The organism is Bacteroides faecium, from assembly GCF_012113595.1.
Taxonomy (GTDB): Bacteria; Bacteroidota; Bacteroidia; order Bacteroidales; family Bacteroidaceae; genus Bacteroides; species Bacteroides faecium.
Map to the genome: position 1 here is coordinate 4,917,259 of NZ_CP050831.1, position 26,553 is coordinate 4,943,811.

The 26,553-nt window shown below is 40.9% G+C and carries 16 protein-coding genes and 3 tRNA genes; 8 read left to right on the forward strand and 11 right to left on the reverse strand.

All coding sequences use genetic code 11. The annotated features are described in order from the left end of the window. Positions 1–23: 23 nt before the first annotated feature. A complete protein-coding gene (gene gyrA, locus BacF7301_RS18165; protein WP_167965005.1) occupies positions 24–2,600 on the reverse strand; it encodes a DNA gyrase subunit A in 2,577 nt (858 codons plus the stop codon). A gap of 357 nt (positions 2,601–2,957) precedes the next feature. Between gyrA and BacF7301_RS18170 the strand changes: the two genes are divergently transcribed. The 6 genes from BacF7301_RS18170 to BacF7301_RS18195 all read left to right on the forward strand — a co-directional run bounded on the left by BacF7301_RS18170 (position 2,958) and on the right by BacF7301_RS18195 (position 10,482). Continuing rightward, complete coding sequence (locus BacF7301_RS18170; RefSeq protein WP_167965007.1) at positions 2,958–5,489, forward strand: ATP-dependent Clp protease ATP-binding subunit; 2,532 nt, start codon at positions 2,958–2,960, stop codon at positions 5,487–5,489. A gap of 132 nt (positions 5,490–5,621) precedes the next feature. Then, a complete protein-coding gene (gene htpG, locus BacF7301_RS18175; RefSeq protein ID WP_167965009.1) occupies positions 5,622–7,667 on the forward strand; it encodes a molecular chaperone HtpG in 2,046 nt (681 codons plus the stop codon). A gap of 171 nt (positions 7,668–7,838) precedes the next feature. Then, on the forward strand, positions 7,839–10,139 hold the full coding sequence (locus BacF7301_RS18180; protein ID WP_167965011.1) for a patatin-like phospholipase family protein: 2,301 nt from the start codon (positions 7,839–7,841) through the stop codon (positions 10,137–10,139). Between the two features lie 79 nt (positions 10,140–10,218). Continuing rightward, a tRNA-Arg gene (locus tag BacF7301_RS18185) sits at positions 10,219–10,292 on the forward strand. Between the two features lie 20 nt (positions 10,293–10,312). Next, a tRNA-Arg gene (locus BacF7301_RS18190) sits at positions 10,313–10,386 on the forward strand. A 22-nt stretch (positions 10,387–10,408) separates the two neighbouring features. Further along, positions 10,409–10,482, forward strand: a tRNA-Arg gene (locus BacF7301_RS18195). 371 nt (positions 10,483–10,853) lie between these two features. Here BacF7301_RS18195 and dapA read toward each other — a convergent pair. Together dapA and ligA are read right to left on the reverse strand one after the other, a co-directional pair. Next, positions 10,854–11,747 (reverse strand): 4-hydroxy-tetrahydrodipicolinate synthase, encoded by an 894-nt coding sequence (dapA, locus tag BacF7301_RS18200; protein ID WP_167965013.1) that lies wholly within the window; start codon positions 11,745–11,747, stop codon positions 10,854–10,856. A gap of 59 nt (positions 11,748–11,806) precedes the next feature. Beyond that, complete coding sequence (ligA, locus tag BacF7301_RS18205; protein ID WP_167965015.1) at positions 11,807–13,807, reverse strand: NAD-dependent DNA ligase LigA; 2,001 nt, start codon at positions 13,805–13,807, stop codon at positions 11,807–11,809. Positions 13,808–13,881: 74 nt separating this feature from the next. On the opposite strand from ligA, the gene trmD reads away from it, so the two are divergent. After that, positions 13,882–14,559 (forward strand): tRNA (guanosine(37)-N1)-methyltransferase TrmD, encoded by a 678-nt coding sequence (trmD, locus tag BacF7301_RS18210; protein WP_167965017.1) that lies wholly within the window; start codon positions 13,882–13,884, stop codon positions 14,557–14,559. A 218-nt stretch (positions 14,560–14,777) separates the two neighbouring features. Here the strand turns inward: trmD and BacF7301_RS18215 are convergent, their stop codons facing one another. From BacF7301_RS18215 to BacF7301_RS18235, 5 genes are all read right to left on the reverse strand, one after another. Beyond that, a complete protein-coding gene (locus tag BacF7301_RS18215) occupies positions 14,778–15,689 on the reverse strand; it encodes a dihydroorotate dehydrogenase (protein WP_167965019.1) in 912 nt (303 codons plus the stop codon). Beyond that, the gene (locus BacF7301_RS18220; protein ID WP_167965021.1) at positions 15,677–16,453 is read right to left on the reverse strand and encodes a dihydroorotate dehydrogenase electron transfer subunit; all 777 of its coding nucleotides are present in this window, start codon (positions 16,451–16,453) and stop codon (positions 15,677–15,679) included. The genes BacF7301_RS18215 and BacF7301_RS18220 overlap by 13 nt, the downstream gene beginning before the upstream one ends. 76 nt (positions 16,454–16,529) lie before the next feature. Continuing rightward, positions 16,530–17,000, reverse strand: coding sequence for a helix-turn-helix domain-containing protein (locus tag BacF7301_RS18225; RefSeq protein WP_167965023.1), 471 nt, complete (start codon positions 16,998–17,000; stop codon positions 16,530–16,532). A gap of 1,211 nt (positions 17,001–18,211) precedes the next feature. Then, positions 18,212–19,231 (reverse strand): DNA polymerase III subunit delta, encoded by a 1,020-nt coding sequence (gene holA, locus BacF7301_RS18230; RefSeq protein WP_073345382.1) that lies wholly within the window; start codon positions 19,229–19,231, stop codon positions 18,212–18,214. 20 nt (positions 19,232–19,251) lie between these two features. Next, complete coding sequence (locus BacF7301_RS18235; RefSeq protein WP_167965024.1) at positions 19,252–20,028, reverse strand: AMP nucleosidase; 777 nt, start codon at positions 20,026–20,028, stop codon at positions 19,252–19,254. Positions 20,029–20,090: 62 nt separating this feature from the next. On the opposite strand from BacF7301_RS18235, the gene BacF7301_RS18240 reads away from it, so the two are divergent. After that, a complete protein-coding gene (locus tag BacF7301_RS18240) occupies positions 20,091–20,540 on the forward strand; it encodes a type I restriction enzyme HsdR N-terminal domain-containing protein (protein ID WP_167965026.1) in 450 nt (149 codons plus the stop codon). Between the two features lie 164 nt (positions 20,541–20,704). Here the strand turns inward: BacF7301_RS18240 and BacF7301_RS18245 are convergent, their stop codons facing one another. From BacF7301_RS18245 to BacF7301_RS18255, 3 genes are read right to left on the reverse strand one after another with little or no spacing between them, the layout of a single operon-like run. Next, on the reverse strand, positions 20,705–23,860 hold the full coding sequence (locus BacF7301_RS18245; protein ID WP_167965028.1) for an efflux RND transporter permease subunit: 3,156 nt from the start codon (positions 23,858–23,860) through the stop codon (positions 20,705–20,707). 50 nt (positions 23,861–23,910) lie between these two features. Then, positions 23,911–25,020, reverse strand: coding sequence for an efflux RND transporter periplasmic adaptor subunit (locus BacF7301_RS18250; RefSeq protein WP_167965030.1), 1,110 nt, complete (start codon positions 25,018–25,020; stop codon positions 23,911–23,913). A gap of 34 nt (positions 25,021–25,054) precedes the next feature. Next, on the reverse strand, positions 25,055–26,452 hold the full coding sequence (locus BacF7301_RS18255) for an efflux transporter outer membrane subunit (protein WP_167965032.1): 1,398 nt from the start codon (positions 26,450–26,452) through the stop codon (positions 25,055–25,057). Between the last annotated feature and the right edge of the window lie 101 nt (positions 26,453–26,553).

Sequence of the window (26,553 nt, forward strand, 5' to 3'; positions counted from 1 at the left end):
TTGATTAATTATTAATATTATGTCTATTCCTCAATTTCATTGTTGCTCTCGTCTTCATTAACGTCAGCTACATCTTCAACATCGGGAGCATCTGCGTTTGGATCACTCACAATAGTTCCCTCTGTTTCTTCTGCCGGTATTTCATCTTCAAGACTTTCAGTCATAACCTTACATACCGAACCAATCTGATCGTTACGTTTTTCAAGATTAATCAGACGAACACCTTGCGTAGCACGTCCCATGATGCGAACATCTTCCACTTTCAAACGGATAGTGATGCCAGACTTATTGATAATCATCAAGTCATTTTCGTCTGTTACAGACTTGATTGTTACCAGTTTACCAGTTTTCTCCGTAATATTCATGGTCTTGACTCCCTTACCACCACGGTTAGTCTTACGGTAATCTTCGATTTCAGAACGTTTTCCATATCCCTGTTCAGAAACAACCATTACCGATTCAGTTTCCAAATCTTTGATACAAATCATTCCAACAACTTCGTCCTGACCATCGTTATCTAATGTAATACCACGTACCCCCGTTGCAGTACGTCCCATTACGCGGACTGCTGCTTCATGGAAACGAATTGCACGTCCATTGCGATTAGCAATGATAATCTCATTGTTTCCATTCGTCATACGAACTTCAATAACACTGTCATCTTCACGAATCGTAATCGCATTTACACCGTTCTGACGAGGGCGAGAATATTGCTCAAGCAGTGTTTTCTTTATTACACCTTTCTTAGTACAGAACAATACATAATGACTATTAATAAATTCAGAATCTTCCAGGCTCTTGACACGCAAGTATGCTGTTACATTATCGTCAGAATCAATATTCAGCAAGTTTTGGATGGCACGTCCCTTAGAATTCTTCGTTCCTTCAGGGATTTCATATACCTTCAACCAATAGCATTTACCTTTCTGTGTAAAGAACATCATAGTATTGTGCATGGTAGCCGGATAAATATGCTCAACAAAGTCCTCGTCACGGGTTTCTGTACCCTTGGAACCTACTCCACCACGGTTCTGTGCGCGGAATTCAGTCAACGGTGTACGTTTGAGATATCCCATATGAGAGATTGTGATAATCATCTGGTCATCCGCATAGAAGTCTTCCGGATTAAACTCTTCTGAAGAATAAACAATTTCAGAACGACGTTCATCGCCATATTTCGCTTTTACTTCTAACAATTCCTCTTTCATTACCTTGCGGCAGACTTCATCATCAGCCAGGATACTTTCCAAATAAGCAATTTGCTTCATTATTTCTTCGTATTCTGCATGAAGTTGATCCTGCATCAGACCAGTCAGCTGACGCAAACGCATTTCTACAATGGCACGAGACTGAATTTCTGTCAGGTTGAAACGCTCTATCAAACCTGCAATAGCATCATTGGGGGTTTTAGCTGCACGAATAATACGGATTACTTCATCAATATTATCCGAAGCAATGATTAAACCTTCGAGAATGTGTGCACGCTCTTTTGCCTTGCGGAGTTCAAACTGTGTACGACGGATAACAACCTCATGTCTATGCTCGATGAAGTATTTAATTAAATCTCTCAGATTCAGAGTCTTCGGGCGTCCATGAATCAGAGCAACGTTATTCACACCGAAAGATGTCTGCAAAGCTGTCATCTTGTAGAGCTTATTCAGCACTACACTTGCATTTGCATCACGTTTCACGTCAATAACAATACGCATACCGTCACGGTCTGACTCATCATTCGCATTCGAGATACCCTCTATTTTCTTATCGTTCACAAGGTCAGCGATGTATTTAATCAATTCTGCCTTGTTCACATTATACGGTATCTCGGTTACTACAATCTTATCATGCATCTGTCCTGTTTCAATTTCAGCTTTTGCGCGCATAACCACACGTCCACGACCTGTCAGATATGCTTCACGGACACCGCTTACACCATATATATATCCACCTGTAGGAAAGTCCGGAGCTTTAACAAAGTCCATCAGTTCTTCCACTGTAATTTCCGGATTATCAATATATGCATCACAGGCATCAATTACTTCCGAAAGATTATGAGGCGGCATGTTGGTAGCCATACCTACAGCAATACCGGATGCACCATTTACTAAAAGATTAGGAATACGGGTCGGCATTACTTTCGGTTCAACCAACGTATTGTCAAAGTTAGGTTCAAAATCGACAGTTTCCTTATACAGGTCATCCATCATTGCTTCACCCAACTTATTAAGACGAGCCTCGGTATAACGCATAGCTGCAGGGCTATCGCCGTCTACTGAACCAAAGTTACCCTGCCCGTCTACCAATGGATAACGCATTGCCCATTCCTGTGCCATACGCACCATTGCAAGATAAACAGAAGAATCTCCGTGAGGGTGATACTTACCAAGTACTTCACCAACGATTCTCGCTGATTTCTTATAAGGTTTGTCTGAAGTATTACCCAATTCCATCATTCCGTATAAAATTCTACGGTGAACGGGCTTAAATCCATCTCTAACATCCGGAAGGGCACGTGAAACTATGACCGACATGGAGTAGTCAATGTACGATGACTTCATTTCCTCCTCGATGTTAATCTTTATAATTCTGTCTTGTTCAAGCATTTAAAATGATTATTAATTATACATTCTACGGTTTGTGAAAAACCACGCTAAAGTACTACTTTTCCCGGATATACGAAAGTTTTTGGGAAGAAACTTTTATTATGACCGGAAGGACATCCGGGCAAGCTTTAAAATACGAAAACAAAAAGAGAAAAACAATAAATATTAGGTATAAAGCCAGTATAACATCAGTAAAAAACACCTTGATATTTGTTATACCTTATATATATAATGCAAATACACCGTTTTTATGGCACGCCATTTGTAGATATAAGAAATAAAGCAAATATTGCAATACAAACCTGATTTAATGCGTATATTTGCCAGTGAATAACCCTTAGAAGAAAAGGAATAAGTATGAATAATCAATTCTCACAAAGAGTTTCCGACATTATCGTCTATAGTAAGGAAGAAGCGAATCGGTTGAGAAGTAGGTACATAGGCCCTGAACACCTGCTTCTGGGAATGCTCCGTGACGGTGAAGGAAAAGCTATCGAGATATTGTCTAAACTCAACACCAATCTGGCTATAATCAAGCAGCAGATTGAAGCTCAATTGAAGGCAGAAGCTGATGACATGTTACTGCCTGATGCAGAAGTGCCGTTGTCCAATGATGCGGCAAAGATATTAAAAATGTGTATTTTAGAAGCACGTGGAATGAAAAGTAACATCGCTGATACAGAACATGTTCTGTTAGCAATTTTAAGAGAGAAAAATAATATGGCAGCTTCCGTACTTGAAGCAAATGATATAAATTACGCAAAAGTATTGGAACAAGCTACGTTACAGCCTGATATCAACTCAGGTATGGGTTTTACGGAAGACGATGATGATGACGAAGAAATGTCCTCTCCCCGTTCAGGTGGCAGAGGCGGTTCTGAAGAACGTCAGCAGGCACAAACTGCTTCAAAAAAGCCGTCCAATGACACGCCGGTACTCGATAATTTCGGTACGGATATGACAAAAGCGGCAGAAGAAGGAAGATTGGACCCTGTAGTCGGTAGAGAAAGAGAAATTGAACGCCTGGCTCAAATTTTGAGTCGTCGTAAAAAGAATAATCCGATTCTGATTGGAGAACCGGGTGTCGGAAAATCCGCTATCGTTGAAGGACTTGCCTTACGAATCATCCAGAAAAAGGTTTCACGAATTCTGTTTGATAAACGAGTGGTAGCCCTTGATATGACAGCTGTCGTGGCAGGAACCAAATACCGTGGACAGTTTGAAGAGCGTATCCGTTCCATTCTCAATGAGTTGCAGAAAAATCCGAATGTGATTTTGTTTATTGACGAAATTCACACGATTGTAGGTGCAGGTTCGGCAGCAGGCTCTATGGACGCCGCAAATATGCTTAAACCAGCATTGGCAAGAGGAGAAATACAGTGTATTGGTGCTACCACCCTGGATGAATATCGCAAGAACATCGAAAAGGATGGCGCTTTGGAACGTCGTTTCCAAAAAGTAATAGTAGAACCTACTACCGCTGAAGAAACTCTTCAGATTCTGCGTAATATCAAGGATAAGTACGAAGATCATCACAATGTATATTATACAGATGAAGCCCTGGAAGCATGTGTCAAGCTGACAGACCGCTATATCACAGATCGTAATTTCCCTGATAAAGCCATTGACGCTTTGGATGAAGCCGGCTCACGGGTACATCTTACCAACGTCAATGTTCCTAAAGAGATAGAAGAACAGGAAAAACTGATCGAAGAAGCTAAAAACAAGAAAAATGAAGCTGTAAAATCACAGAATTTCGAACTTGCAGCCAGCTTCCGGGATAAAGAAAAAGAACTCTCTCTCCAATTGGATGAGATGAAGAAAGAATGGGAAGCTAATCTCAAGGAGAACAGACAAACTGTGGATGCGGAAGAAATAGCTAATGTCATCTCAATGATGTCAGGTATCCCCGTGCAACGTATGGCGCAAGCTGAAGGCATCAAACTGGCAGGTATGAAAGAGGACTTGCAGTCTAAAGTCATTGCACAGGATACAGCCATAGAGAAGTTGGTAAAAGCGATTTTGCGAAGCCGCGTAGGACTGAAAGATCCTAATAAGCCGATTGGCACATTTATGTTCTTGGGCCCGACAGGAGTTGGTAAAACCCATTTAGCAAAAGAGTTGGCTAAATATATGTTTGGGTCCGCCGATGCGTTGATTCGTATAGACATGAGTGAATATATGGAGAAATTCACAGTTTCACGATTGGTCGGAGCGCCTCCGGGATACGTAGGATATGAAGAAGGTGGTCAGTTGACAGAGAAAGTTCGTCGTAAACCATACTCTATCGTATTGCTTGATGAGATAGAAAAGGCACATCCTGATGTATTCAATATCTTGCTTCAGGTGATGGATGAAGGTCGTTTGACTGACAGTTATGGCAGAATGGTAGACTTCAAAAATACCGTTATTATCATGACTTCCAATATTGGAACCCGTCAATTGAAAGAATTCGGACGAGGTGTCGGATTTGCGACACAAAGCCGCCTGGATGATAAAGAGTTCTCGCGAAGTGTAATACAAAAGGCTTTGAATAAATCATTCGCGCCTGAATTCATTAACCGTGTGGACGAAATCATCACCTTCGACCAACTCTCCTTGGATGCTATAACAAAGATTATAGACATAGAGTTAAAAGGACTGTATAGCAGGATTGAATCCATTGGATACAAGCTTGTTATTGAAGATAAAGCAAAAGAATTCATCGCAAGCAAAGGATATGACGTACAATATGGCGCCCGTCCTTTGAAACGAGCCATCCAGACTTATTTGGAAGATGGCCTGTCCGAGCTTATCATTTCTTCATCCTTGAAGGAAGGAGATAATATTCAGGTCTCTCTCAATGAAGAAAAAGGTGAACTTGAAATGAAAGTTATTGCTGCGGAATAGAATTATTTTCAGAATAAGAGAATCTTAAATATGCCATAATGTCAGACCTTCGGGTCTGGCATTTTTTTTGTCTCTATCTGAGCAAATATCAATTAAAATCAATCAATAGATAAACTAAAAAATATACGTATTATGCAAAAAGGTAATATTGGGGTTACAACAGAAAACATTTTCCCTATCATCAAGAAGTTTTTGTACAGTGACCATGAAATTTTTCTTCGTGAGTTAGTATCCAATGCGGTAGACGCTACCCAGAAGCTGAATACATTGGCTTCTATTGGCGAATTCAAAGGTGAACTGGGTGATCTGACCGTTCATGTCGAATTAGGTAAAGATACTATTACCATCTCTGACCGTGGTATCGGTCTGACAGCAGAAGAAATCGAAAAGTATATCAATCAGATTGCATTTTCAGGAGCTAACGATTTTCTCGAGAAATACAAAAATGACGCAAATGCCATTATCGGGCACTTCGGACTCGGTTTCTATTCCGCCTTTATGGTTGCGAAGAAAGTAGAAATAATCACTAAATCATATAGAGACAGTGCACAAGCTGTAAAATGGACTTGTGATGGTAGCCCTGAATTCACTATCGAAAATGTAGAAAAAGCCGACCGTGGTTCAGACATCATCTTATACATTGATGATGATTGCAAAGAATTCCTTGAAGAAGCACGTATCTCTGAACTCCTCAAGAAATATTGCAGCTTCCTTCCTGTTCCTATTGCATTTGGAAAAAAGAAAGAATGGAAAGATGGCAAACAAGTAGAAACAACTGAAGATAACATCATTAATGATACGACTCCTCTTTGGACTCGTAAACCAAGTGAACTATCGGATGAGGATTATAAATCATTCTATAGCAAGTTGTATCCAATGTCTGACGAACCGCTCTTCTGGATTCATCTGAATGTGGATTACCCATTCCATCTGACTGGTATCCTCTACTTCCCGAAAGTAAAGAGCAACATCGAACTAAATAAAAATAAGATTCAGTTATATTGCAATCAGGTATATGTCACAGATTCAGTTGAAGGCATAGTGCCGGATTTCCTGACTTTGTTACATGGAGTTATAGACTCACCGGATATCCCGTTAAACGTTTCCCGTTCATACTTGCAAAGTGATTCGAACGTGAAGAAGATTTCAACATACATCACCAAGAAAGTTTCCGACCGTCTGCAATCTATCTTCAAGAATGACCGTAAGCAATTTGAAGAGAAGTGGAATGATTTAAAAATATTTATCAATTACGGAATGCTCACACAAGAGGATTTCTACGATAAAGCGCAAAAATTTGCCCTTTTCACCGATACAAATGACAAACATTACACATTCGAGGAGTATCAGACTCTTATTAAAGATAATCAGACAGATAAAGATGGAAATCTAATCTATCTGTATGCCAATAATAAGGATGAACAATATAGTTACATCGAAGCTGCTACCAACAAAGGATACAATGTGTTGCTCATGGACGGCCAACTGGATGTAGCAATGGTAAGCATGCTGGAACAAAAATTGGAAAAATCCCGCTTTACCCGTGTCGATAGTGATGTGGTAGACAACCTTATTGTTAAAGAAGACAAGAAAGGTGAAATCTTGGAAGCCGATAAGCAGGATGCTATCACAACAGCCTTCAAAAGCCAACTACCCAAAATGGATAAAGTTGAATTCAATGTAACGGCACAGGCATTAGGAGAAAACTCTGCTCCAGTAATGATTACCCAAAGCGAATATATGCGCCGTATGAAAGAAATGGCAAATATTCAGGCCGGAATGAGCTTCTATGGTGAAATGCCTGATATGTTCAATTTAATACTGAATTCTGACCACAAGCTGATCAAGCAGGTGTTAAGCGAAGAAGAAGGTGCTTGTCATGCCGAAGTCGCTCCGATACAGTCCGAAATGGACAGCGTCAACAAACTGCGTAATGAGTTGAAAGACAAGCACAAGGATAAAAAAGATGAAGATATCCCAACAGCAGAAAAGGATGAACTGAATGATTTGGATAAGAAATGGGATGATTTGAAGAGCAAGAAAGAAGCTGTCTTCATTGGTTACGCAAGTAATAACAAAGTAATCCGTCAGCTTATTGACTTAGCTTTATTGCAAAACAATATGTTGAGAGGTGAAGCATTGAACAACTTCGTAAAACGTAGCATCGAGCTGATTTAAATATCGCCCTTTTAAACATTATATAACTACAAAAAGAGCATTCAACGTTAAAATACACGTTGCAATGCTCTTTTTCATTTTAAAACGACCTGCAAAATATCGATAAATTGAAAAGTATTGCATATATTTGAACACTTAATAGACAGAAATACCAATTGCTTGATTCGGGTTATGAGAAAAATTCTTTTAGTGTTAATTACTTTATGGCTGACCATTCCGGCTATCCACGCCCAAAAGGTAGGACTTGTACTAAGTGGCGGCGGCGCAAAAGGATTAACACACATCGGTATTATTCGCGCTTTGGAAGAAAACAACATTCCCATTGATTATATTGCAGGCACCTCCATGGGAGCTATCGTCGGCTCTTTGTACGCCATGGGATACTCTCCTGACGACATGGTAGAACTGCTGAAATCCGAAGATTTCAAACGATGGTATTCCGGAGAAGTGGAAGAAAAATACGTATATCACTTCAAGAAGAATCTTCCTACTCCTGAATTTTTCAATATACGCTTCTCATTCAAAGATTCACTGAAGAGCCTGAAACCTCAGTTTCTGCCTACCAGTGTAGTGAATCCAATTCAGATGAATCTCGTTTTTGTAGATTTGTATGCACGTGCTACAGCCGCTTGCAAAGGGGATTTTGATAAACTTTTCGTCCCTTTCCGTTGCATTGCATCCGATGTATATAACAAGAAGCAGTTAGTAATGCAAAACGGAGACTTGGGAGATGCTGTCAGAGCTTCAATGAGTTTTCCATTCATGTTCAAACCTATTGAAATAGACAACGTATTAGCCTACGATGGTGGAATTTATAATAATTTTCCCACAGATGTCATGCGTGATGATTTTCATCCGGATATTATCATAGGAAGTGTAGTATCAACCAATCCCACCAAGCCCAAGGAAGACGACCTTATGAGTCAAATAGAAAATATGGTGATGCAAAAAACCGATTATTCTATTCCTGATTCAGTGGGAATTTCAATGACCTTCAAATATGATAATGTCAATCTTATGGATTTTCAACGCATCGATGAATTACATGACATTGGATATAATCGAACCATCAGCATGATGGATTCCATTAAAAGCCGTATTCATCGGCGTGTCAACTATGATAACATACGTTTGCGGAGAATGGTCTACCGGAGTAATCTCCCGGAGCTACGCTTCAAAAACATCATTATTGACGGGGCTAATCCCCAACAACAGGTTTATATTAAAAAAGAATTTCATAAATCAGACAATAAAGAATTCACCTATGAGGATTTAAAACAGGGCTATTTCCGGTTGCTTTCAGATAAAATGATTTCTGAAATTATCCCTCATGCGATTTATAACCCGGAAGATGATACATATGATCTACACCTGAAAGTCAAATTAGAGAATAATTTCGCAGTCAGATTGGGCGGTAATATATCTACTTCCAATTCCAATCAAATATACCTGGGATTGAGTTATCAGGATTTAAATTACTATGCCAAAGAATTTATTCTCGACGGACAACTTGGAAAAGTATATAATAACGTCCAGTTTATGGCCAAGATAGACTTTGCCACAGCCATTCCGACCTCATACCGCCTTATAGGTTCAATCAGTACTTTCGATTATTTTAAAAAAGACAAACTCTTTTCGAGAAATGACAAGCCTGCTTTTAACCAAAAAGACGAACGATTCCTGAAATTACAGGTCGGTTTACCTTTTCTTTCGAGCAAACGTGCCGAATTCGGAATAGGAATTGCGAAAATAGAGGATAAATATTTTCAAAAAAGCGTCATTGACTTTGGAAATGATAAATTTGATAAAAGCCGCTATGACTTATTTGGCGGTTCGATTAGTTTTAACGGAAGTACACTTAACTCCCGGCAGTATCCGACACGTGGATACAGGGAAGCTCTTGTTGCGCAGATTTTCGTTGGTAGAGAGAGATTCTATCCAGGAGAAGTAACTACCACAGGAAGTAACAATAAAGACCACCATTCCTGGTTGCAATTATCCTATATGAAAGAAAAATATCATAATATGAGTGAGCATTGGGTTTTGGGGTGGTATTTGAAAGCATTATATGCCTCTAAGAACTTCTCGGAGAACTATACAGCAACAATGATGCAAGCCGGAGAGTTTTCTCCCACACTGCACAGCAAAATGACCTATAACGAAGCCTTCCGTGCCAATCAATTCGTAAGTGCCGGTATTCGACCTGTATATCGTTTGAATCAAATGTTCCACCTGCGAGGAGAATTTTATGGTTTTATGCCTATATATCCAATCGAAAGAAACTCGCTGAATAAAGCATATTACGGAAAAGCTTTCTCGAAATTCGAATATTTGGGAGAAATTTCTGTTGTATGCCAATTACCATTCGGAGACATCTCCGCATATGTAAATCATTATAGCTCACCGAAAAGAGAGTGGAATGTCGGATTAAGCATAGGTTGGCAACTATTCAATTATCGGTTCATAGAATAATTTTTCTACAAAAAAAACGTTGAAATGCTTGCTAGTTCGGGAAAAGTCCGTATCTTTGCACCCGTTAAAACAAAATAACGGTCGCGTAGCTCAACTGAATAGAGTAGCTGACTACGGATCAGCCGGTTACAGGTTTGAATCCTGTCGCGATCACTTATTTGAATTAACAGATTGGCCGCGTAGCTCAACTGAATAGAGTAGCTGACTACGGATCAGCCGGTTACAGGTTTGAATCCTGTCGCGGTCACTGAAAAAGAAATCACATATTGGGTCGCGTAGCTCAACTGAATAGAGTAGCTGACTACGGATCAGCCGGTTACAGGTTTGAATCCTGTCGCGATCACAAAATCCTCTGCATTTATTTGTAGAGGATTTCTTTTTTATCCCCATTTCATCGAAGAAATCGGTTCATGGCAGGTCCAGTTGTAAAGGCAGCTCAGTCTGAAAATTTGGGGAATCTAAAGATGCTAGCTTTATTTTATGCTTTTTCGTATAAATCATGTTAGAAAATATTATTATTTAAAGCACCTCATCGCCTAATTCACCGTTGGGCAACCATGAATTCACCGTTGGGCAACGGCAAATTTCTCGTTGCCCAACGGTGAATTTGCGTTTTTCTTTCAAAATGTCAAAAAAAATAAGGGAAGCCTTTGAGCTTCCCTTATTTAAAAGAAATAAAAAAATACGTTTAATTCGCCAAGAACAATATTTAAATCAGCATTTTATATTCAATTCATTCAAAACCTTACGTATCGCTTCAAATGTAGTAATACGGGTAGGAACCAGCGGTAAGCGAAGTTTATTTTCAATCATTCCCATAGCGTTCAGCATTGATTTCACTCCCGCAGGATTTCCATCTACAAATAACAGATTGAATAATTCTGTAAATCTGTGATGGATAGTCAGTGCATTAGCAAAGTCTCCCTGAAGCGCTAAACGTGTCATACGGCTGAATTCACGAGGAAAAGCATTGCCGATAACCGAAATAACACCAACAGCCCCTAAAGTGATGAGAGGGAAAGTGATACCATCATCACCAGAGATCACATTGAAGTTTTCAGGCTTATTCTTGATAATATCATCCATTTGCGTGATATTGCCGGATGCTTCTTTTATAGCAACCACATTGCTAAAGTTGCGGGCAATACGCAAAGTCGTTTCAGCAGTCATATTTACGCCCGTACGCCCCGGAACATTATACAACACAATAGGAAGCTCCGTTGCTTCAGCGATTGCCTTATAATGCTGGTAAATGCCTTCTTGCGAAGGTTTATTATAATATGGCACAACAGACAATATAGCGTCAACTCCTGTGAAATCATCGTTTTTCAATGTTTCTACAATAGCACGAGTATTATTACCACCTACACCCAACAGAATAGGAATTCTTCCGTTAACGCGGTCAATCACCATTTTTTTTATGGTTTTCTTTTCTTCCTCAGTAAGAGTCGGGGTTTCGGCTGTAGTTCCCAGCACACACAAAAAATCCGCATTATTCTGTAATAGATAGTCCACCATGCGCATCAATGCGTCATAGTCAACGCTCTCATCCTCTTTGAAAGGAGTAATCAGTGCTACCCCCATTCCTTTCAATTTAGTCTGTATCATGAGTTTTAATTATAATCTCTAATTTATTTAGCCGCAAAAGTACGAATATTTTTCTTATCTTACGATATAAGTTTCAGAAATTCGTCTTCGCTAAGTATGGTTATTCCAAGTTTTTTCGCTTTTTCCAGTTTCGCAGGCCCCATATTATCTCCGGCAAGGATAAAACTTGTTTTCGCAGAAATACTTCCTACATTTTTGCCACCGTTTTTCTCGATAAGTTCTTTATATTCATCCCGTGAATGGTGAGTAAACACGCCACTGATGACAATAGACTGTCCTGCCAGCTTATCCGTGTATCCACTTAAATCTTCTTCAGTGCGATAAAGCTGTAATCCGGCATCTTTCAAGCGGCTAACCAGATCACGATTAGACTCATTCGCAAAATACAGCAAGATACTTTGAGCTATTTTTTCTCCGATTTCATCGATACTAACCAACTTTTCAAGGTCTGCCTGCTGCAGTTCATCTATATTTTCAAACGACTTTGCTATCTTCTTCGCCACAGTTTCACCGACAAAGCGTATTCCTAAAGCAAAGATTACCCGTTCAAAAGGAACTGTTTTGCTTTGAGCAATTCCTGTTATAATATTCTCTGCTGATTTCTCGCCCATACGCTCCAATCCCTTGATATCATCAGTTGTAAGCTTATACAAATCGGCCGTATTTTCAATTAAACCCAACCGATAGAACATATCTACCGTTTCCGGGCCTAATCCATCTATATTCATAGCCTTTCGACTGATGAAATGCTCTATTTTACCTTTGATTTGTGGGGGGCAAGCCGTTTCATTAGGGCAATAGTGTGCAGCTTCTCCTTCATATCTTACTAATTTGCTGGCACACTCGGGACAAGTAGTAATAAACTTGACCTTCTCACCAAGCATAAAACTACGCGCATCCTTGTCAACGCCCGTGATTTTAGGAATGATTTCACCACCTTTTTCGACATAAACCATATCTCCAATGTGCAAATCAAGTCCTTCAATAATATCCGCATTATGCAAAGACGCACGTTTCACAACCGTTCCCGAAAGCTGTACAGGATCCAGGTTCGCCACTGGAGTGACAGCACCTGTTCTGCCTACCTGGTAAGTCACCTTATTTAAGCGTGTCAAAGCACGTTCAGCCTGAAACTTATAAGCAATAGCCCAACGCGGAGATTTAGCCGTAAATCCCAAATTCTTCTGTTGTCGCAAGCTATTTACTTTTAAAACAATTCCATCTGTGGCAACCGGCAGATTCTTACGTTCGACATCCCAATAGTTGATAAATTCAAAAACTTCGTCCAATGTCTGGCATTTACGTGTCAAATCAGATATTTTAAAGCCCCATTTCGCAGCTTCCTGAAGATTTTCATAATGTCCGTCACAAGGAAGATTATCTCCCAGCAGATAATACAAATACGCGTCCAGCTTGCGAGAAGCAACGATAGAAGAATTCTGCAACTTCAATGTACCGGAAGCTGCATTTCTCGGATTAGCAAAAAGCGGCTCCTCACGTGCTTCCTTTTCGCGGTTCAATTCCTCAAATACTTCCCACGGCATCAAAATCTCCCCACGAATTTCAAAAGTGGCAGGAAAATTATCACCATGAAGCACAAGCGGAATGGAACGGATCGTCTTCACATTATCCGTCACATCATCTCCTTTTTCACCATCACCACGGGTAACGGCACGAACCAATTTCCCATTTTCATAAGTCAATGAGATCGATGTACCATCATATTTCATTTCGCAACAAATCTCAAAATCCTCATTGAGCGCCTTGCGAACACGTTCATAAAAATCTGTCACCTCGGCTTCCGAATACGTATTTGCCAATGACAACATAGGATATTTGTGTGCCACCTGCGTGAAGTTCTTGTTTAGATCGCTACCTACACGCATAGTAGGCGAGTTTTCGTCTTTATACTCCGGATGCGCCTGTTCCAAATCCTGGAGCTCACGCATCTTGTCATCAAACTCCTTATCCGAGATTTCGGGAGCGTTCAACACGTAATAATTATAATTATGCCGGTGAAGTTCGGCACGCAATTCCTCTATTTTTTCCTTTATATCCATATTTCTTCGATTGTTTAAGGCAAAAATACAGGTTTATCTTTGAATATTTGTACTTTTGCGAAAAATTAAAGATTATGCGTATTGATATTATAACAGTTTTACCCGAGATGATTGAAGGTTTCTTCAATTGTTCTATTATGAAACGGGCTCAAAACAAGGGACTTGCAGAAATACATATCCACAATCTGCGTGACTATACTGAAGATAAATACCGTCGTGTCGATGATTACCCTTTTGGTGGTTTCGCCGGAATGGTTATGAAAATAGAACCCATCGAGCGTTGTATCAACGCTCTTAAGGCAGAACGGGAGTATGACGAAGTAATCTTCACAACCCCCGACGGAGAACAATTCAACCAACCGATAGCCAATAGCCTTTCTTTAGCGCAGAACCTAATCATTCTTTGCGGCCACTTCAAAGGCATTGATTATCGTATTCGCGAGCATCTGATTACTAAAGAAATCAGTATCGGAGATTATGTCCTGACAGGTGGCGAGCTGGCCGCAGCAGTTATGGCCGATGCTATCGTACGTATTATTCCCGGAGTTATCTCCGATGAACAATCCGCGCTTTCCGATTCTTTCCAGGACAATTTATTGGCAGCTCCTGTATATACTCGTCCTGCTGATTATAAAGGCTGGAAAGTTCCTGATATTCTATTATCAGGCCATGAAGCAAAGATTAAAGAATGGGAGTTGCAACAATCCTTGGAACGCACCAAAAAGCTTCGTCCCGACTTACTGGAAGACTAAAAGTATAATGTAAATAAAAACGACGGTGAGAATCAAACAAATTCTCACCGTCGTTTTTATTATGCCCATCGTCCGAAAGGTTTACCGATTGCCTTTTCCTCTAAACACAAGCATCTTATTTGTTCATCATTTCACGTTCAGTTCTACACTCCAAAACCTGGAAGGAAAATAGCATTTTTCTTGCATACCTGGTGCGAATGGTTATTGTATGTTTGTAGTTATACCTCAAGTGCGCCAATAATTTCCTTTACAGACTTACATCCGTGTCTTTCCAAGTAATTATTTATACCATCTTCCACTTTGATAGTAACAGCCGGATCTATGAAATTTGCCGTACCAATTTGGATTGCAGATGCACCTGCAAGCATAAACTCAACCGCATCTTTCCAGTCCATAATACCGCCCAAGCCAATGACAGGAATATTTACCGCTTTAGCAACCTGCCATACCATACGCAATGCAATAGGTTTTACGGCAGCACCGGACATTCCGCCTGTTATAGTTGATAAAATAGGTCGTTTACGCTCCGCATCAATCGCCATTCCCAGTAATGTATTGATTAATGACACACTATCCGCACCACTTTCTTCTGCCGCGCGAGCTATTTCGGTGATGTCAGTGACGTTTGGAGAGAGTTTTACTATAAGTGTCTTTTTGTAAGCAGAACGCACGGCTTTCACTACTTCTGACGCACCTTTTGCTGACACACCAAAAGCCATGCCACCTTGCTTCACATTAGGGCAAGAGATGTTTAATTCTATGGCAGGAATTTTGTCAAGTTCATTAATGATTTCGGCTGTTTTCACATAATCTTCGATAGCAGAACCCGAAACGTTTACAATCATATTCGTTTGGATGTCCTTTATGCGGGGATATATATGTTCTACGAAGTAGTCAACACCCTTATTCTGCAGTCCTACAGCGTTTAACATGCCCGAAGGGGTTTCGGCCATACGCGGATAAGGATTTCCTTCACGTTTGTGAAGAGTAGTACCCTTTACAATAATACCGCCTATTCGCGCTATATCAATGAAATCTGAGAACTCTTCACCATATCCAAATGTACCGGATGCTGTCATCACCGGATTTTTCATTTGCAATTCACCAATGTTTACACTCAAATCTGCCATAGTAGTTTATTTATATTAAAAACAGGACCTTCTTTACATACACACAAGTGACCTTCTGTCGTATTTTCCACACAGCATAAACATGCTCCGATACCACAAGCCATTGTATTTTCCAAAGATACTTCGCATTCTATCTGATTACTTTTGGCATATTTCGCCACAGCCACCATCATAGGTTTAGGACCACAAGTGTAAATCTGCTCAAACCGTACCTTATTTAATATGGAATGTTGGGTGACATATCCTTTTTCTCCATGGCTGCCATCTTCCGTAGTAGTATACACTTCACCATATTTAGCAAATTCATCCAGTTGAAGCAAGTCTTTATCACTACGGGCACCCAAAAGGAAGATAGGTTTATGCCCGTTTTTAGCCAATTGTTCACCCAAATACAACATAGGAGCTGTTCCGACACCACCACCAACTAACAGGAGCTTATCTGAAGGCGTTTGCGGCATTGTGTAGCCATTTCCCAACGGAAGTATCGTGTTGATTACATCGCCCGGATTTATCTCTGCCAGGCGCTTTGTTCCGTCTCCAACCATTTGGATCAGAAACCATACTTCATTTCGTTGTTTATCTACAAAATTAATGGAAATAGGGCGACGCAGGAATGTAGTAAGCGAACCGTCCACCCGGAGTTCGGCAAACTGCCCAGGCAACATTTCGGGCAGTAACGACGAAGAAGTCAGTTTTAGCAATACATAATTAGCATGCAGTTTGATATTCTCCGTAACCGTCAGATCTAAAATAAATTTCTTCATGTATGGATATAAAAGTATAAATTCGTATTCCGGATGCAAAGATACAGGAATTTGCTCAAACCAGCGATTTTACCTCTTATTTTTCAGGCCTAAACGTTTCATAGGTATTATCATCAAAGAAAATTCTTATTTCAGTGATTTTTCTGGCAGGCTTTTCTATATACCTAATCTCCTGTTTTACAATCTCTTTCGGTGCATTTTCGGTGCTTCTTAACGCCATTTCCCTGCGATTTTCCGGAGCAATCGTCTCTTTGGACGGATTTACAGGATTCTCGTCGAATAAAGAAGGCTGATAATCACCATTGGGAGAAGCTAATGAAGGCTCTTCTGCAGAAGCCAGCATTTCACCTTTTCCATATAGCAACCATTCAAGATTTACATAACTATAGGTTTGGTGAACTTTCATCACTACTTCCAGACTCGGCTTGTTTCTATCATTTAGAATATGAGAAAGAGTAGACTGTTGAACTCCGATTGTTTCAGCAAAAACTCTGGGGGGAACTTTTTCCCTTTCCATAATCATTCTAATTCTGTCTTTTATTTCCATACTGCGCCTTTATTGAATTACAATTGTAGTACTAAATGTTGATTTCACAAATATATATATAAAATCAATCACTATACAAAGGTAAATATTACATTTCACAAAAACAAATTACAGATATAAAAATATCAATATTACAAAAGTATTTAATTATTCACATTTAGAATATCACTTTTGTAAGTATGATAATAATCCAAATTTCATTATCACACTTCCTGTTTAATCAATAGTTATTACTATCTGATAATAAACATATTATGCATAAATACTATAGAGAAAATTACTACATTCACAAAAATACACCGTCAATAAATCGCTGATTTACAGTAACAAATCATACAATCAGTATATATATATGATATTCAAATATATAGCGTATATAAATATGAGTGTTAAACACTCTCCCACTACATTTATATAACGTAATTTAGTTTTGTAAATCAACTAATGCACATTTGTGATAGCACCTATTTAAACACATATGTATTGTATTCACATATATATTAAACACGAATGTATAATCATAAATATACAAACGTAAATACAAGAAGTTGCAGTTGCAATAAAATAAAGGATAAACACCAATATTTACGAATGTATTTTATGATTTTATCTAATCATCCTTTACATTCCACTCTTAAATATCAAATCCTTGCGATATTTCCGTCCCATCTCCCAATTCATTGTATTTTTTCAATTCTAAGAAGGTTAAATCACACATAATAGATTGTAATATAGCCACTTAAGCTATATTTTCCCAGCTTTCTATTTAATTGAAATAGAAAAATAGCAGTAATTATCCACTAAAAACCTTCAAACTATCAAAATGATATTTTGAAATCATTATCTAAAAAGGATTTTCCACTTTGTCATGGACTAAATCAGTTTTAGACTGATCTTATTTTTGCTTCTACTACATTTCAATAAGAATCCAAATTTATCAATGGAAGAAATCTCCTCATCCAACTAAAGAATAATATCGAGAACAACTGAACGGAATTAAAATGAAGAAATTAAAAGTTCGCTAAAGACAGATTAGCAATCAAGAGAAGATAGGAAAAATTGAGTGAATTTATTGTTCAATTTTTTATTCAAAACATAGATGCAAACTATCAGAATAAAAACGTAATTTCGGGAATATAAAAAAGGCATATACTCTATTCTATATATAGTAAAAGTATACGCCTTCTTTTTATATCAAAATCCCGTTCTTCCTAATGTAAAATATTAAACACTAATTCGCGGAGAATATCTCCGTCTGTCATTGAGCTATTCTTTACTCCTTTTGATTTTGCATCAGCATATCGTATTTCACCAACGATTTGCATCGTCTTTACTCCACTGTATTTTCGCATGGCAGCCAGATAATCTTTAGCTTGCCAGGGCGTCTTTAATCCCAGCATACTGGCAATTCCCTGCTCCGATTTATCAGGTGCATAATATGCCAGCATAAGGTTAGAGTAAAAGCTAAAAAGCAGAGATAACGTCATCTGTATCGGATTCGTTTTCGGGTTTTCCTCAAAATATTTTATTATCTTGTTTGCTTTGAGAATATCCTTTTCTACAAGCGCACTCCGCAATTCAAAGTTATTATAATCCTTGCTTATACCAATATTCTTTTCAATTTGTTCAGGGGTTACACGTCTCTGACCAGTGGGCAAAGTGATAATCAACTTCTCCAGTTCTCCAGTCAGACGGCTTAAATCAGAGCCTACAAAATCAGCCAGCATAGCAGTCGCTTTAGGTTCCATATCCACTCCTTTACGTTTCATATAAGAAGAAATAAAAGCCGGTAGTTGCGCATCCTTTATCTTCTTCGACTCGAATAATACACCCACTTTATCTATTTCGGCAGCCAACTTTTTCCTGCGGTCTAACGTACCGTGTTTATGGCATATCACCAAAATAGTAGAGAGCAGCGGCTTCTGAAGATAGTAAGACAATTCCTCCATATTGCGGATTGCCTGTGCTTCCTTTACCACCACCACTTGATGTTCAGACATCATCGGATAACGTTTTGCAGCATTTATAATAGTAGCTACATCTACATCAGCTCCATACACGACGGTCAGGTTGAACTCCTTTTCCGTTTCGTTCAACACATTATCCGTAATATAATCTGCAATCAGGTCGATATAGTACGATTCTTCCCCCATCAGATAATAGACAGGGCGATATTGCTTCGCCCTCAACTCTTTGAGAATGTCATCACACGTCAGTTCTTGTTTTGCCATATATATTTCCAGACCGGAAGTTACCAGTCAAATTTCAAGTGTTTTACAGTTTTCTTTTCATCAATAATCATGCGCAAGGAAGCGATACCTATCTCCACATGCTCTTCTACGTAATTTCTAGTGACCAGGTTGTCGCTCTTATCCGTTTTCACTCCGTCGGGAGTCATCGGCTGGTCAGAAACCAAAAGTAACGCACCTGTAGGAATATGATTGGCAAAACCACAACTGAACAAAGTGGCTGTTTCCATATCCACTGCCATGGCACGAGTCGTTTTTAGATATTCTTTGAACGCTTCGTCATGTTCCCAAATGCGGCGGTTGGTGGTATATACAGTACCTGTCCAGTAGTCACGTCCTTTGTCACGGATAGATGAAGAAACGGCACGTTGCAACATAAAAGCGGGTAATGCCGGAACTTCAGGCGGAAAATAGTCGTTGGAAGTTCCCTCACCACGGATAGCGGCAATAGGAAGAATCAAATCACCAAGCTGGTTCTTTTTGTCGATGCCCCCACATTTACCAAGGAACAGACACGCCTTCGGACGAATGGCACCCAGTAAATCCATGATAATGGCGGCATTAGGACTCCCCATACCAAAGTTAATCATTGTAATACCTTCAGCAGTAGCGGAGATCATGTTAGCATCCCTGCCTAATATTGGAACATCAAATTGATTGGCGAAAATCTCTACGTACTTGTTGAAGTTAGTCAACAGAATATACTCTCCAAAATCCTCCAGGTTACGTTTTGTGTAACGCGGCAGCCAATTAGCGACGATTTCTTCTTTTGTTTTCATAATTTCATTAAATTTGTGGTTCCAAATAAAGGAACCCGTTATTTAACTTACAAAAATAATAAATGTTATCGTTAAACCTACCAGTATTCGACACTAAAATAAACGTACGAAACGGAAAAAATGTAATTTTCGACGTGATTCGCAAACGATATGTCGCACTTACCCCTGAAGAATGGGTACGACAGCACTTCGTTCACTTTCTTATTGCACACAAAGGGTATCCATCCGCGCTTCTGGCCAATGAAGTGATGGTAAAGTTGAACGGTACTACCAAAAGATGTGATACGGTGCTATACCGGAGAGATCTATCCGCCCGGATGATTGTGGAATACAAAGCTCCCCACATTGAAATCACACAAGCGGTCTTCGATCAGATTACCCGATACAATATGGTGTTGAAAGTAGAATATCTGATTGTCAGTAATGGGATGCAACATTACTGCTGCCGGATGGATTATGAAAATCAGAGCTATGCTTTTCTGAAAGATATTCCTGATTACAATTCCCTATAATCATCCGTTCATTCAATCCTCAAAAACACACTTTATCCACAGCATAAATATAGCGTCACTATCCGTTCAAGATAGTGACGCTATTTGCCTACTATAATGACGCTATCATGAACGGATAGCGTCACTATATCAACTACCCTTCCAAATAGCCCTCAAAGCACTTTTTACCCCTGCGTTATAATGCCTTTCTTCCCATTATCATCCACTTTCTTTTTGCTGAACCTCTCCTGTAGTTTCTGCATCAACTCATAGAAGTTAGGGACATAAACCGTAGCCAATAAAGTATTCATTGCCATACCGAATACCACTGCGGCACCCAACGCAATACGGCTTTCCGCACCTGCTCCCGTCGCAAATAATAAAGGCATCACTCCTAAGACAAAAGCAAAAGACGTCATTAGAATCGGACGTAGCCGGACATGCCCCGCTTCAAATGCAGCATCGCGGATAGAGTTGCCTTCGGCACGGAAATCACGGGCAAATTCCACAATCAAGATTCCGTTCTTTGCCGAAAGAGCAATCAACAGGATAATACCGATCTGCGTATAAATACTCACCGGAGTACCCATAATCAGACAGCCAATCATTGCTCCCAACAGTGCTACCGGCAATCCGATGACAGCCGCTACCGGACTCGTCCAACTTTCATATTGAGCCGCCAAAACCAGGAAGGCAACAATCAAAGCCATAATCAGGACGATAGTCGTCGTATTTCCCGCCTGAGTTTCCTGATAAGCAACAGAAGTCCATTCGTAACCGAACTCATCTCCCAATTGCTCCTTAAACAGTGCTTCCACTTCTTGAATAGCCTGTCCCGTACTACTTCCGGGCGCAACATTACAAGTCAAAGCCGCAGTAGAATACATATTATACCGGTTAATCTGATCCTGTCCCAACTGCTCTTCCACTTTGGTAAAGGAAGAGAAAGGAACCATCTCTCCTGCCGAATTCGGCACACTCAACTTCAGCACATCATCAATCACCCGTTGGGCTTGGTCACGTGCCTCAATTTTCACTTGATAAATCCGCCCGAATTCTACAAAATCATTCACGTATGCCGCTCCCATATAATATCCTAATGTCGAAAAGACATCATTCAGGGCAATTCCCATGAACTGGACTTTATCACGGTCTATATTGAGGAAATATTGTGGCACATTCGCCTGATACTGGCTGGATATAGAAGCCAAAGCAGGTTTGGTACGATAAGAAGCCAACAGAGCATTGACAGCCTGCTGCATCTCTGTCGGCCCTAAGTTGTTCCGGTCTTCCACCTGAAGCTGCAAACCGCCCGAAGCTCCCAAGCCGGGAATTGCCGGCGGAACCATGGCAAACACTTGTCCGGCTTGAATCGTCATATATGCTTCACCATTGAAACGGTTGACAACGGCAGCAGCCGTATGCTCCTTCCCTTTCCTCTTGCTCCAGTTTTTCAATACGACAAAGTAGGTAGCCGAATTACTCTGTTCACCGCCGCCCATAATAGAAAAACCGGAAATGCCAATGTAATTCTGTACTTCAGGATACGAGTCAAGTATGGCATTAATCTTATCACCCACCGCTTGTGTACGTTCCAAACTGGAAGCAGGCGGCAACTGAACCACTGCTATAAAATACCCGTCGTCCTCATCGGGAACAAACGTAGAAGGCCAGTGCATAAAGAGCAGAACAGCAATAACCGTCAAAATGGCATAAGAAACAAAGCTGAAGCCCGGACGTTTGAGCAACCATTTCACTATCCCGTCATACGCACCTTGCGTTTTATCATAAGCCTTGTTGAATCCTCTGTATATAAAGAACTTGGAAGGCTTGCTCTTTTCAAGAAACAACGCACAAAGCGCAGGCGTCAATGTCAATGAATTAAAACCGCTCAATACGGTCGACGCAGCAATAGTCAACGCAAACTGCTTATATAACTGACCGGAGATGCCGCTAATCAACATCGTAGGAATAAACACGGCAAGCAATACAAGCACCACCCCGACAATCGGCCCCGTAATCTCTCCCATTGCCCTCGTCACTGCCTCACGAGGAGAATACTGCCCGGTTTCCAACAGTCTCGAAGCATTCTCCACGACCACTATCGCATCATCCACTACGATGGCGACTGCCAAAATCAATCCGAACAATGTCAGCGTATTGATAGAGAAACCAAACGCCGCCATCACAGCAAGCGTACCAATCAAAGAAACCGGAATAGTGAGACAAGGAATAATAACCGCCCTCCAGTTCTGAAGGAACAGGAAAATAACAAGTACCACCAATAAGGTTGTCTCCAGAAACGTTACCATTACTTCGTCGATAGAAGCATGAATCACGTCCGTTGTATCCAATGTCACATTATAGGCAACCCCTGATGGAAAATTGGCAGCCAACTCTCCCATTTTGGCTTTCACTCCTTTTGAAACGTCCAAAGAGTTGGAACCCGGTTGCTGATAAATAGCGATAGCTGCCGTAGGTTTTCCGTTCAGCCGCGATACTACACTATAAGAAGCGGAGCCTAAATCAATCCGTGCAATATCTTTCAAGCGAAGCATCGCTCCATCTTTCTCTGTCCGGATGACAATATTGCCGAACTGTTCCGGCGAATTAAGCCTTCCCTGCACATTGAGAGTATATTGAAACGCATTCTTATTATCTTGTCCGATAGGCTGCCCGATATATCCCGCAGAAACTTCCACATTCTGCGACTGGATAGCCTGGTAGACTTGTTGTGGTGAAATATTACGAATCCGCATAGCTTCGGGATCCAGCCAGACACGCATGGAATAGTCCCCCGCTCCCATAACATTCACCGCGCCTACCCCCGGCACACGGGTCAGTTGGTCAACAAGATTCAGTTTAGCGTAGTTTGTCAGATACAAGCTATTGTAAACAGAATCCTGCGAACTCATCGTCAGGAACATAACAATATTTGAAGATTGCTTCTGTACAGTCACCCCCTGCACCACTACCGGTTCGGGAAGCGAAGACTGTGCAATACTTACCCTGTTTTGTACTTGTACGGTTGCCATGTCGATATCCGTACCGACAGCGAAAGTGATAGTCAGAGAGTATGCTCCCGAAGAAGAAGAATTGGAAGACATATAGAGCATACCATCTACACCATTCACTTGCTGTTCGATAGGAATACCTACCGTCTGGGCCACTGTCTCGGCATTTGCTCCCGGATAAACAGCAGATACCTGCACCGTTGGCGGTGTAATTTCCGGGAATTGCGCTACAGGCAATATATTTAGTGTCACCAAACCGGCTACCACAATGAGCAAGGCAAGCACTGTGGCAAAAATCGGTCGGTTTATAAAGAATTTAGAAAACATAAATCTATGAGTTTAGGATTAATACTTAAAATGAAAGAACTCCCCGCCCTTTATGGTATAGGTTTTATCTTCATTCCGTCTCTGACTTTCATCAGCGCTTCCGTGACATAACGCTCTTGCGGGGAAATTCCGCTCATCACCTGGCGTAAAGTATCACCCATCAACTGCCCCACCTCAATATGACGGTAATGAACTATATCCGAGTCATTTACAACATACAGATATTTACCCAACTGGTCGGTTCCTATTGAAGCTTCTTTCACTAATATGGCATTTTCAGCTTCTCCATAAGGAAGGGTAATGCTCACATATAATCCGCTCTTCAAAACACCTTTCGGGTTGTCAAAATTGGCACGTACGGTCAATGTTCCCGTGCTCATATCTACATTCGGAGACAGATAATCCAATACGGCAGGATAAGATTTCATCCCGTCTTTGCCCAGTTGCACCATAATCTTCTGCGGCAGATTCTTTGCCGATTGTTCATCGTTCATCGCCATGCCCAGCCATTGATTATCCGCCACATTAAAATACGCGTACATCTGGTCGTCTTTATAAATAGTGGCCAAGGTAACGGGCTGCAACGAGCCGCCCACATAACTTCCTATATCCACAGTCGACTTCGTGATAGTCCCGTCGAAGGGAGCGCGGACGTAGCAATATCCCAAATTCGTATGTGCCGTACTCAAAGCAGCTTCCGCATTATTCACCGCCGCAACGCCTTCTGTCACATTAGCTTCCGATTGAAGTAGCTGTATCTGACTTACCGCATCACTCTTTATAGCTTCTTTCATACGGCTATAATTGCTGCGTGCGTACTCCAGTTGCGCCCGGGCAGTTTGCAAATCCGCTTTCGCCTGTTCCACCTTATCTTTATATAAGGTAGGCTCGATGACAAATAGCAACTGCCCTTTCTTTACTCTCCCGCCCGGAGTGTAAGAAGTGGACTGCAACGTCCCGTTAACCCTCGCCACCAAGTTTACCGTTTGCTCCGTTGTCAGATAGCCCGGGTAATCTTTCGTCAAGGTAATATCTTCTACTACTGGTTTGGTCACGCTAATTTCAGGAGTAGGCATCCCTCCCATCGCTCCTGCGCCTTTTTTCTCCTTGCATCCTGTCAATATCGGTAGCGCAAGAAAGATATACATTAGTTTTTTCATATCCGTTAGGTTATATTTTAATTATAAATTCTTTTTATTCTCGCCAGCCACCGCCCAAGGCTTTGTAAAGGGCTATAAGTTGCAACAATGAACTCCCTTCTGCCTGTACCAGTTGATTTTCGTAAGATAATAGGGAACGTTGTGCGTCAAGCACGTTTTGGAAAGGAGAAAGCCCTTGTTTGTAAAGTTCTAAGGAAAGCTTCAATGTCTCGACGCCTTGATTGCGCACTTCTCTCAGCGCCACAATCTGTTTGATAGAATTTCGATAGGAATTCATCGCATTGTCAGTTTCCTGCACGGCAGTCAACACCGTTTGATTAAACTGATTAACCGTTTCATCCAATTGGGCTTTTGCCAACCTTGTCGCATTGACCAGTTGGCCGCCACTGAAAATCGTCCAACTCAATGCCGGAGCAATCTCATAAGTCATGCTTTTACTTTTCACCAAATCTTTTAAGTCACGGGCAGCATATCCAAATGAACCTTTCAGAAAAACTTTCGGCAGCCAATCGGCTTTGGAAGCTCCGAGCAATGCTGCCTGTGCGTTTACATTCCGTTCTGCACTCCGCACATCGGGTCTTCTCAACAACAAATCAACAGGCATACCCACTCCGATGGGTTCCATATAATCGGGCAATGTTCCTGCCACTTCCAAAACCGGGCGGATTTCCTGGGGATACATGCCCAGCAAAACTGCCAACGTCGTAATATACTGATTAACACCGGCTTCCAGTTGCGGAATAGATGCCCTTGTATTATACAAAACGGATTTCGCCTGCGCCACGTCCAGTTTGGCGACAAGTCCGGTGTTATAACGTACTTCCGTGATTTTCAACACTTCCGCCTGAGAAGCGGCATTCTTTTCCACCACTTCAAGCTGCTGCTGCAATTCACGCAGGTTGATATAGGCTGAGGCTACTTCCGCCGCCATAGAAATCATCACTCCCGTGTATTCTTCTTTACTTGCGGCAAAATTTTCTTTTTGTGCTTTTACCCGTTTGCGGATACTGCCGAAGATGTCAATTTCCCAGCTCATGCTGAGTGAAGCATCGTAGTAATGTTCCGTAGATTGGGGCAAGGCACTTGTATTTCCGCTTGTTTCCTCGCGAGTCCATCCGGCATTCAGCCCGATGGAAGGAAAGAAATTGCTGCGCTCCATCCAAAGATTGGCACGGGCGGCGGATATACGGTTGATAGCCATCGCAACAGAGAAATTTCTGTCCACAGCCAGGGCAATCAAAGAATCCAGTTTGCTGTCCTGGAAAGATTTCCACCAATGATCGTCCACCGGAAGGGTCTGTTGGAACACTTCTCCGCTCTCTTCCCATTCGCCGGGGAGAGGCGCTTTCAGATAACGGTTGGCAGTTTGCCCAACCACGGATACAGTCGAAAGAAACATAAGGAGCGATGTGCCCCACACTCGTATATTCATATCAGTTCAGGTTTTTATTGAAATGATATGATAACAACTAAAGGTTTGGTTTGTTTATTTCGGAAATGTTAAGAAAGGAGTATAAAAAAAGCTCCGCCATG

What these genes read in the sequence shown, in the direction of transcription:
- gyrA (WP_167965005.1), bottom strand. Translation starts at nt 2,600, where the DNA reads ATGCTTGAACAAGACAGAATTATAAAGATTAACATCGAGGAGGAAATG.
- BacF7301_RS18170 (WP_167965007.1), top strand. Translation starts at nt 2,958, where the DNA reads ATGAATAATCAATTCTCACAAAGAGTTTCCGACATTATCGTCTATAGT.
- htpG (WP_167965009.1), top strand. Translation starts at nt 5,622, where the DNA reads ATGCAAAAAGGTAATATTGGGGTTACAACAGAAAACATTTTCCCTATC.
- BacF7301_RS18180 (WP_167965011.1), top strand. Translation starts at nt 7,839, where the DNA reads ATGAGAAAAATTCTTTTAGTGTTAATTACTTTATGGCTGACCATTCCG.
- dapA (WP_167965013.1), bottom strand. Translation starts at nt 11,747, where the DNA reads ATGATACAGACTAAATTGAAAGGAATGGGGGTAGCACTGATTACTCCT.
- ligA (WP_167965015.1), bottom strand. Translation starts at nt 13,807, where the DNA reads ATGGATATAAAGGAAAAAATAGAGGAATTGCGTGCCGAACTTCACCGG.
- trmD (WP_167965017.1), top strand. Translation starts at nt 13,882, where the DNA reads ATGCGTATTGATATTATAACAGTTTTACCCGAGATGATTGAAGGTTTC.
- BacF7301_RS18215 (WP_167965019.1), bottom strand. Translation starts at nt 15,689, where the DNA reads ATGGCAGATTTGAGTGTAAACATTGGTGAATTGCAAATGAAAAATCCG.
- BacF7301_RS18220 (WP_167965021.1), bottom strand. Translation starts at nt 16,453, where the DNA reads ATGAAGAAATTTATTTTAGATCTGACGGTTACGGAGAATATCAAACTG.
- BacF7301_RS18225 (WP_167965023.1), bottom strand. Translation starts at nt 17,000, where the DNA reads ATGGAAATAAAAGACAGAATTAGAATGATTATGGAAAGGGAAAAAGTT.
- holA (WP_073345382.1), bottom strand. Translation starts at nt 19,231, where the DNA reads ATGGCAAAACAAGAACTGACGTGTGATGACATTCTCAAAGAGTTGAGG.
- BacF7301_RS18235 (WP_167965024.1), bottom strand. Translation starts at nt 20,028, where the DNA reads ATGAAAACAAAAGAAGAAATCGTCGCTAATTGGCTGCCGCGTTACACA.
- BacF7301_RS18240 (WP_167965026.1), top strand. Translation starts at nt 20,091, where the DNA reads ATGTTATCGTTAAACCTACCAGTATTCGACACTAAAATAAACGTACGA.
- BacF7301_RS18245 (WP_167965028.1), bottom strand. Translation starts at nt 23,860, where the DNA reads ATGTTTTCTAAATTCTTTATAAACCGACCGATTTTTGCCACAGTGCTT.
- BacF7301_RS18250 (WP_167965030.1), bottom strand. Translation starts at nt 25,020, where the DNA reads ATGAAAAAACTAATGTATATCTTTCTTGCGCTACCGATATTGACAGGA.
- BacF7301_RS18255 (WP_167965032.1), bottom strand. Translation starts at nt 26,452, where the DNA reads ATGAATATACGAGTGTGGGGCACATCGCTCCTTATGTTTCTTTCGACT.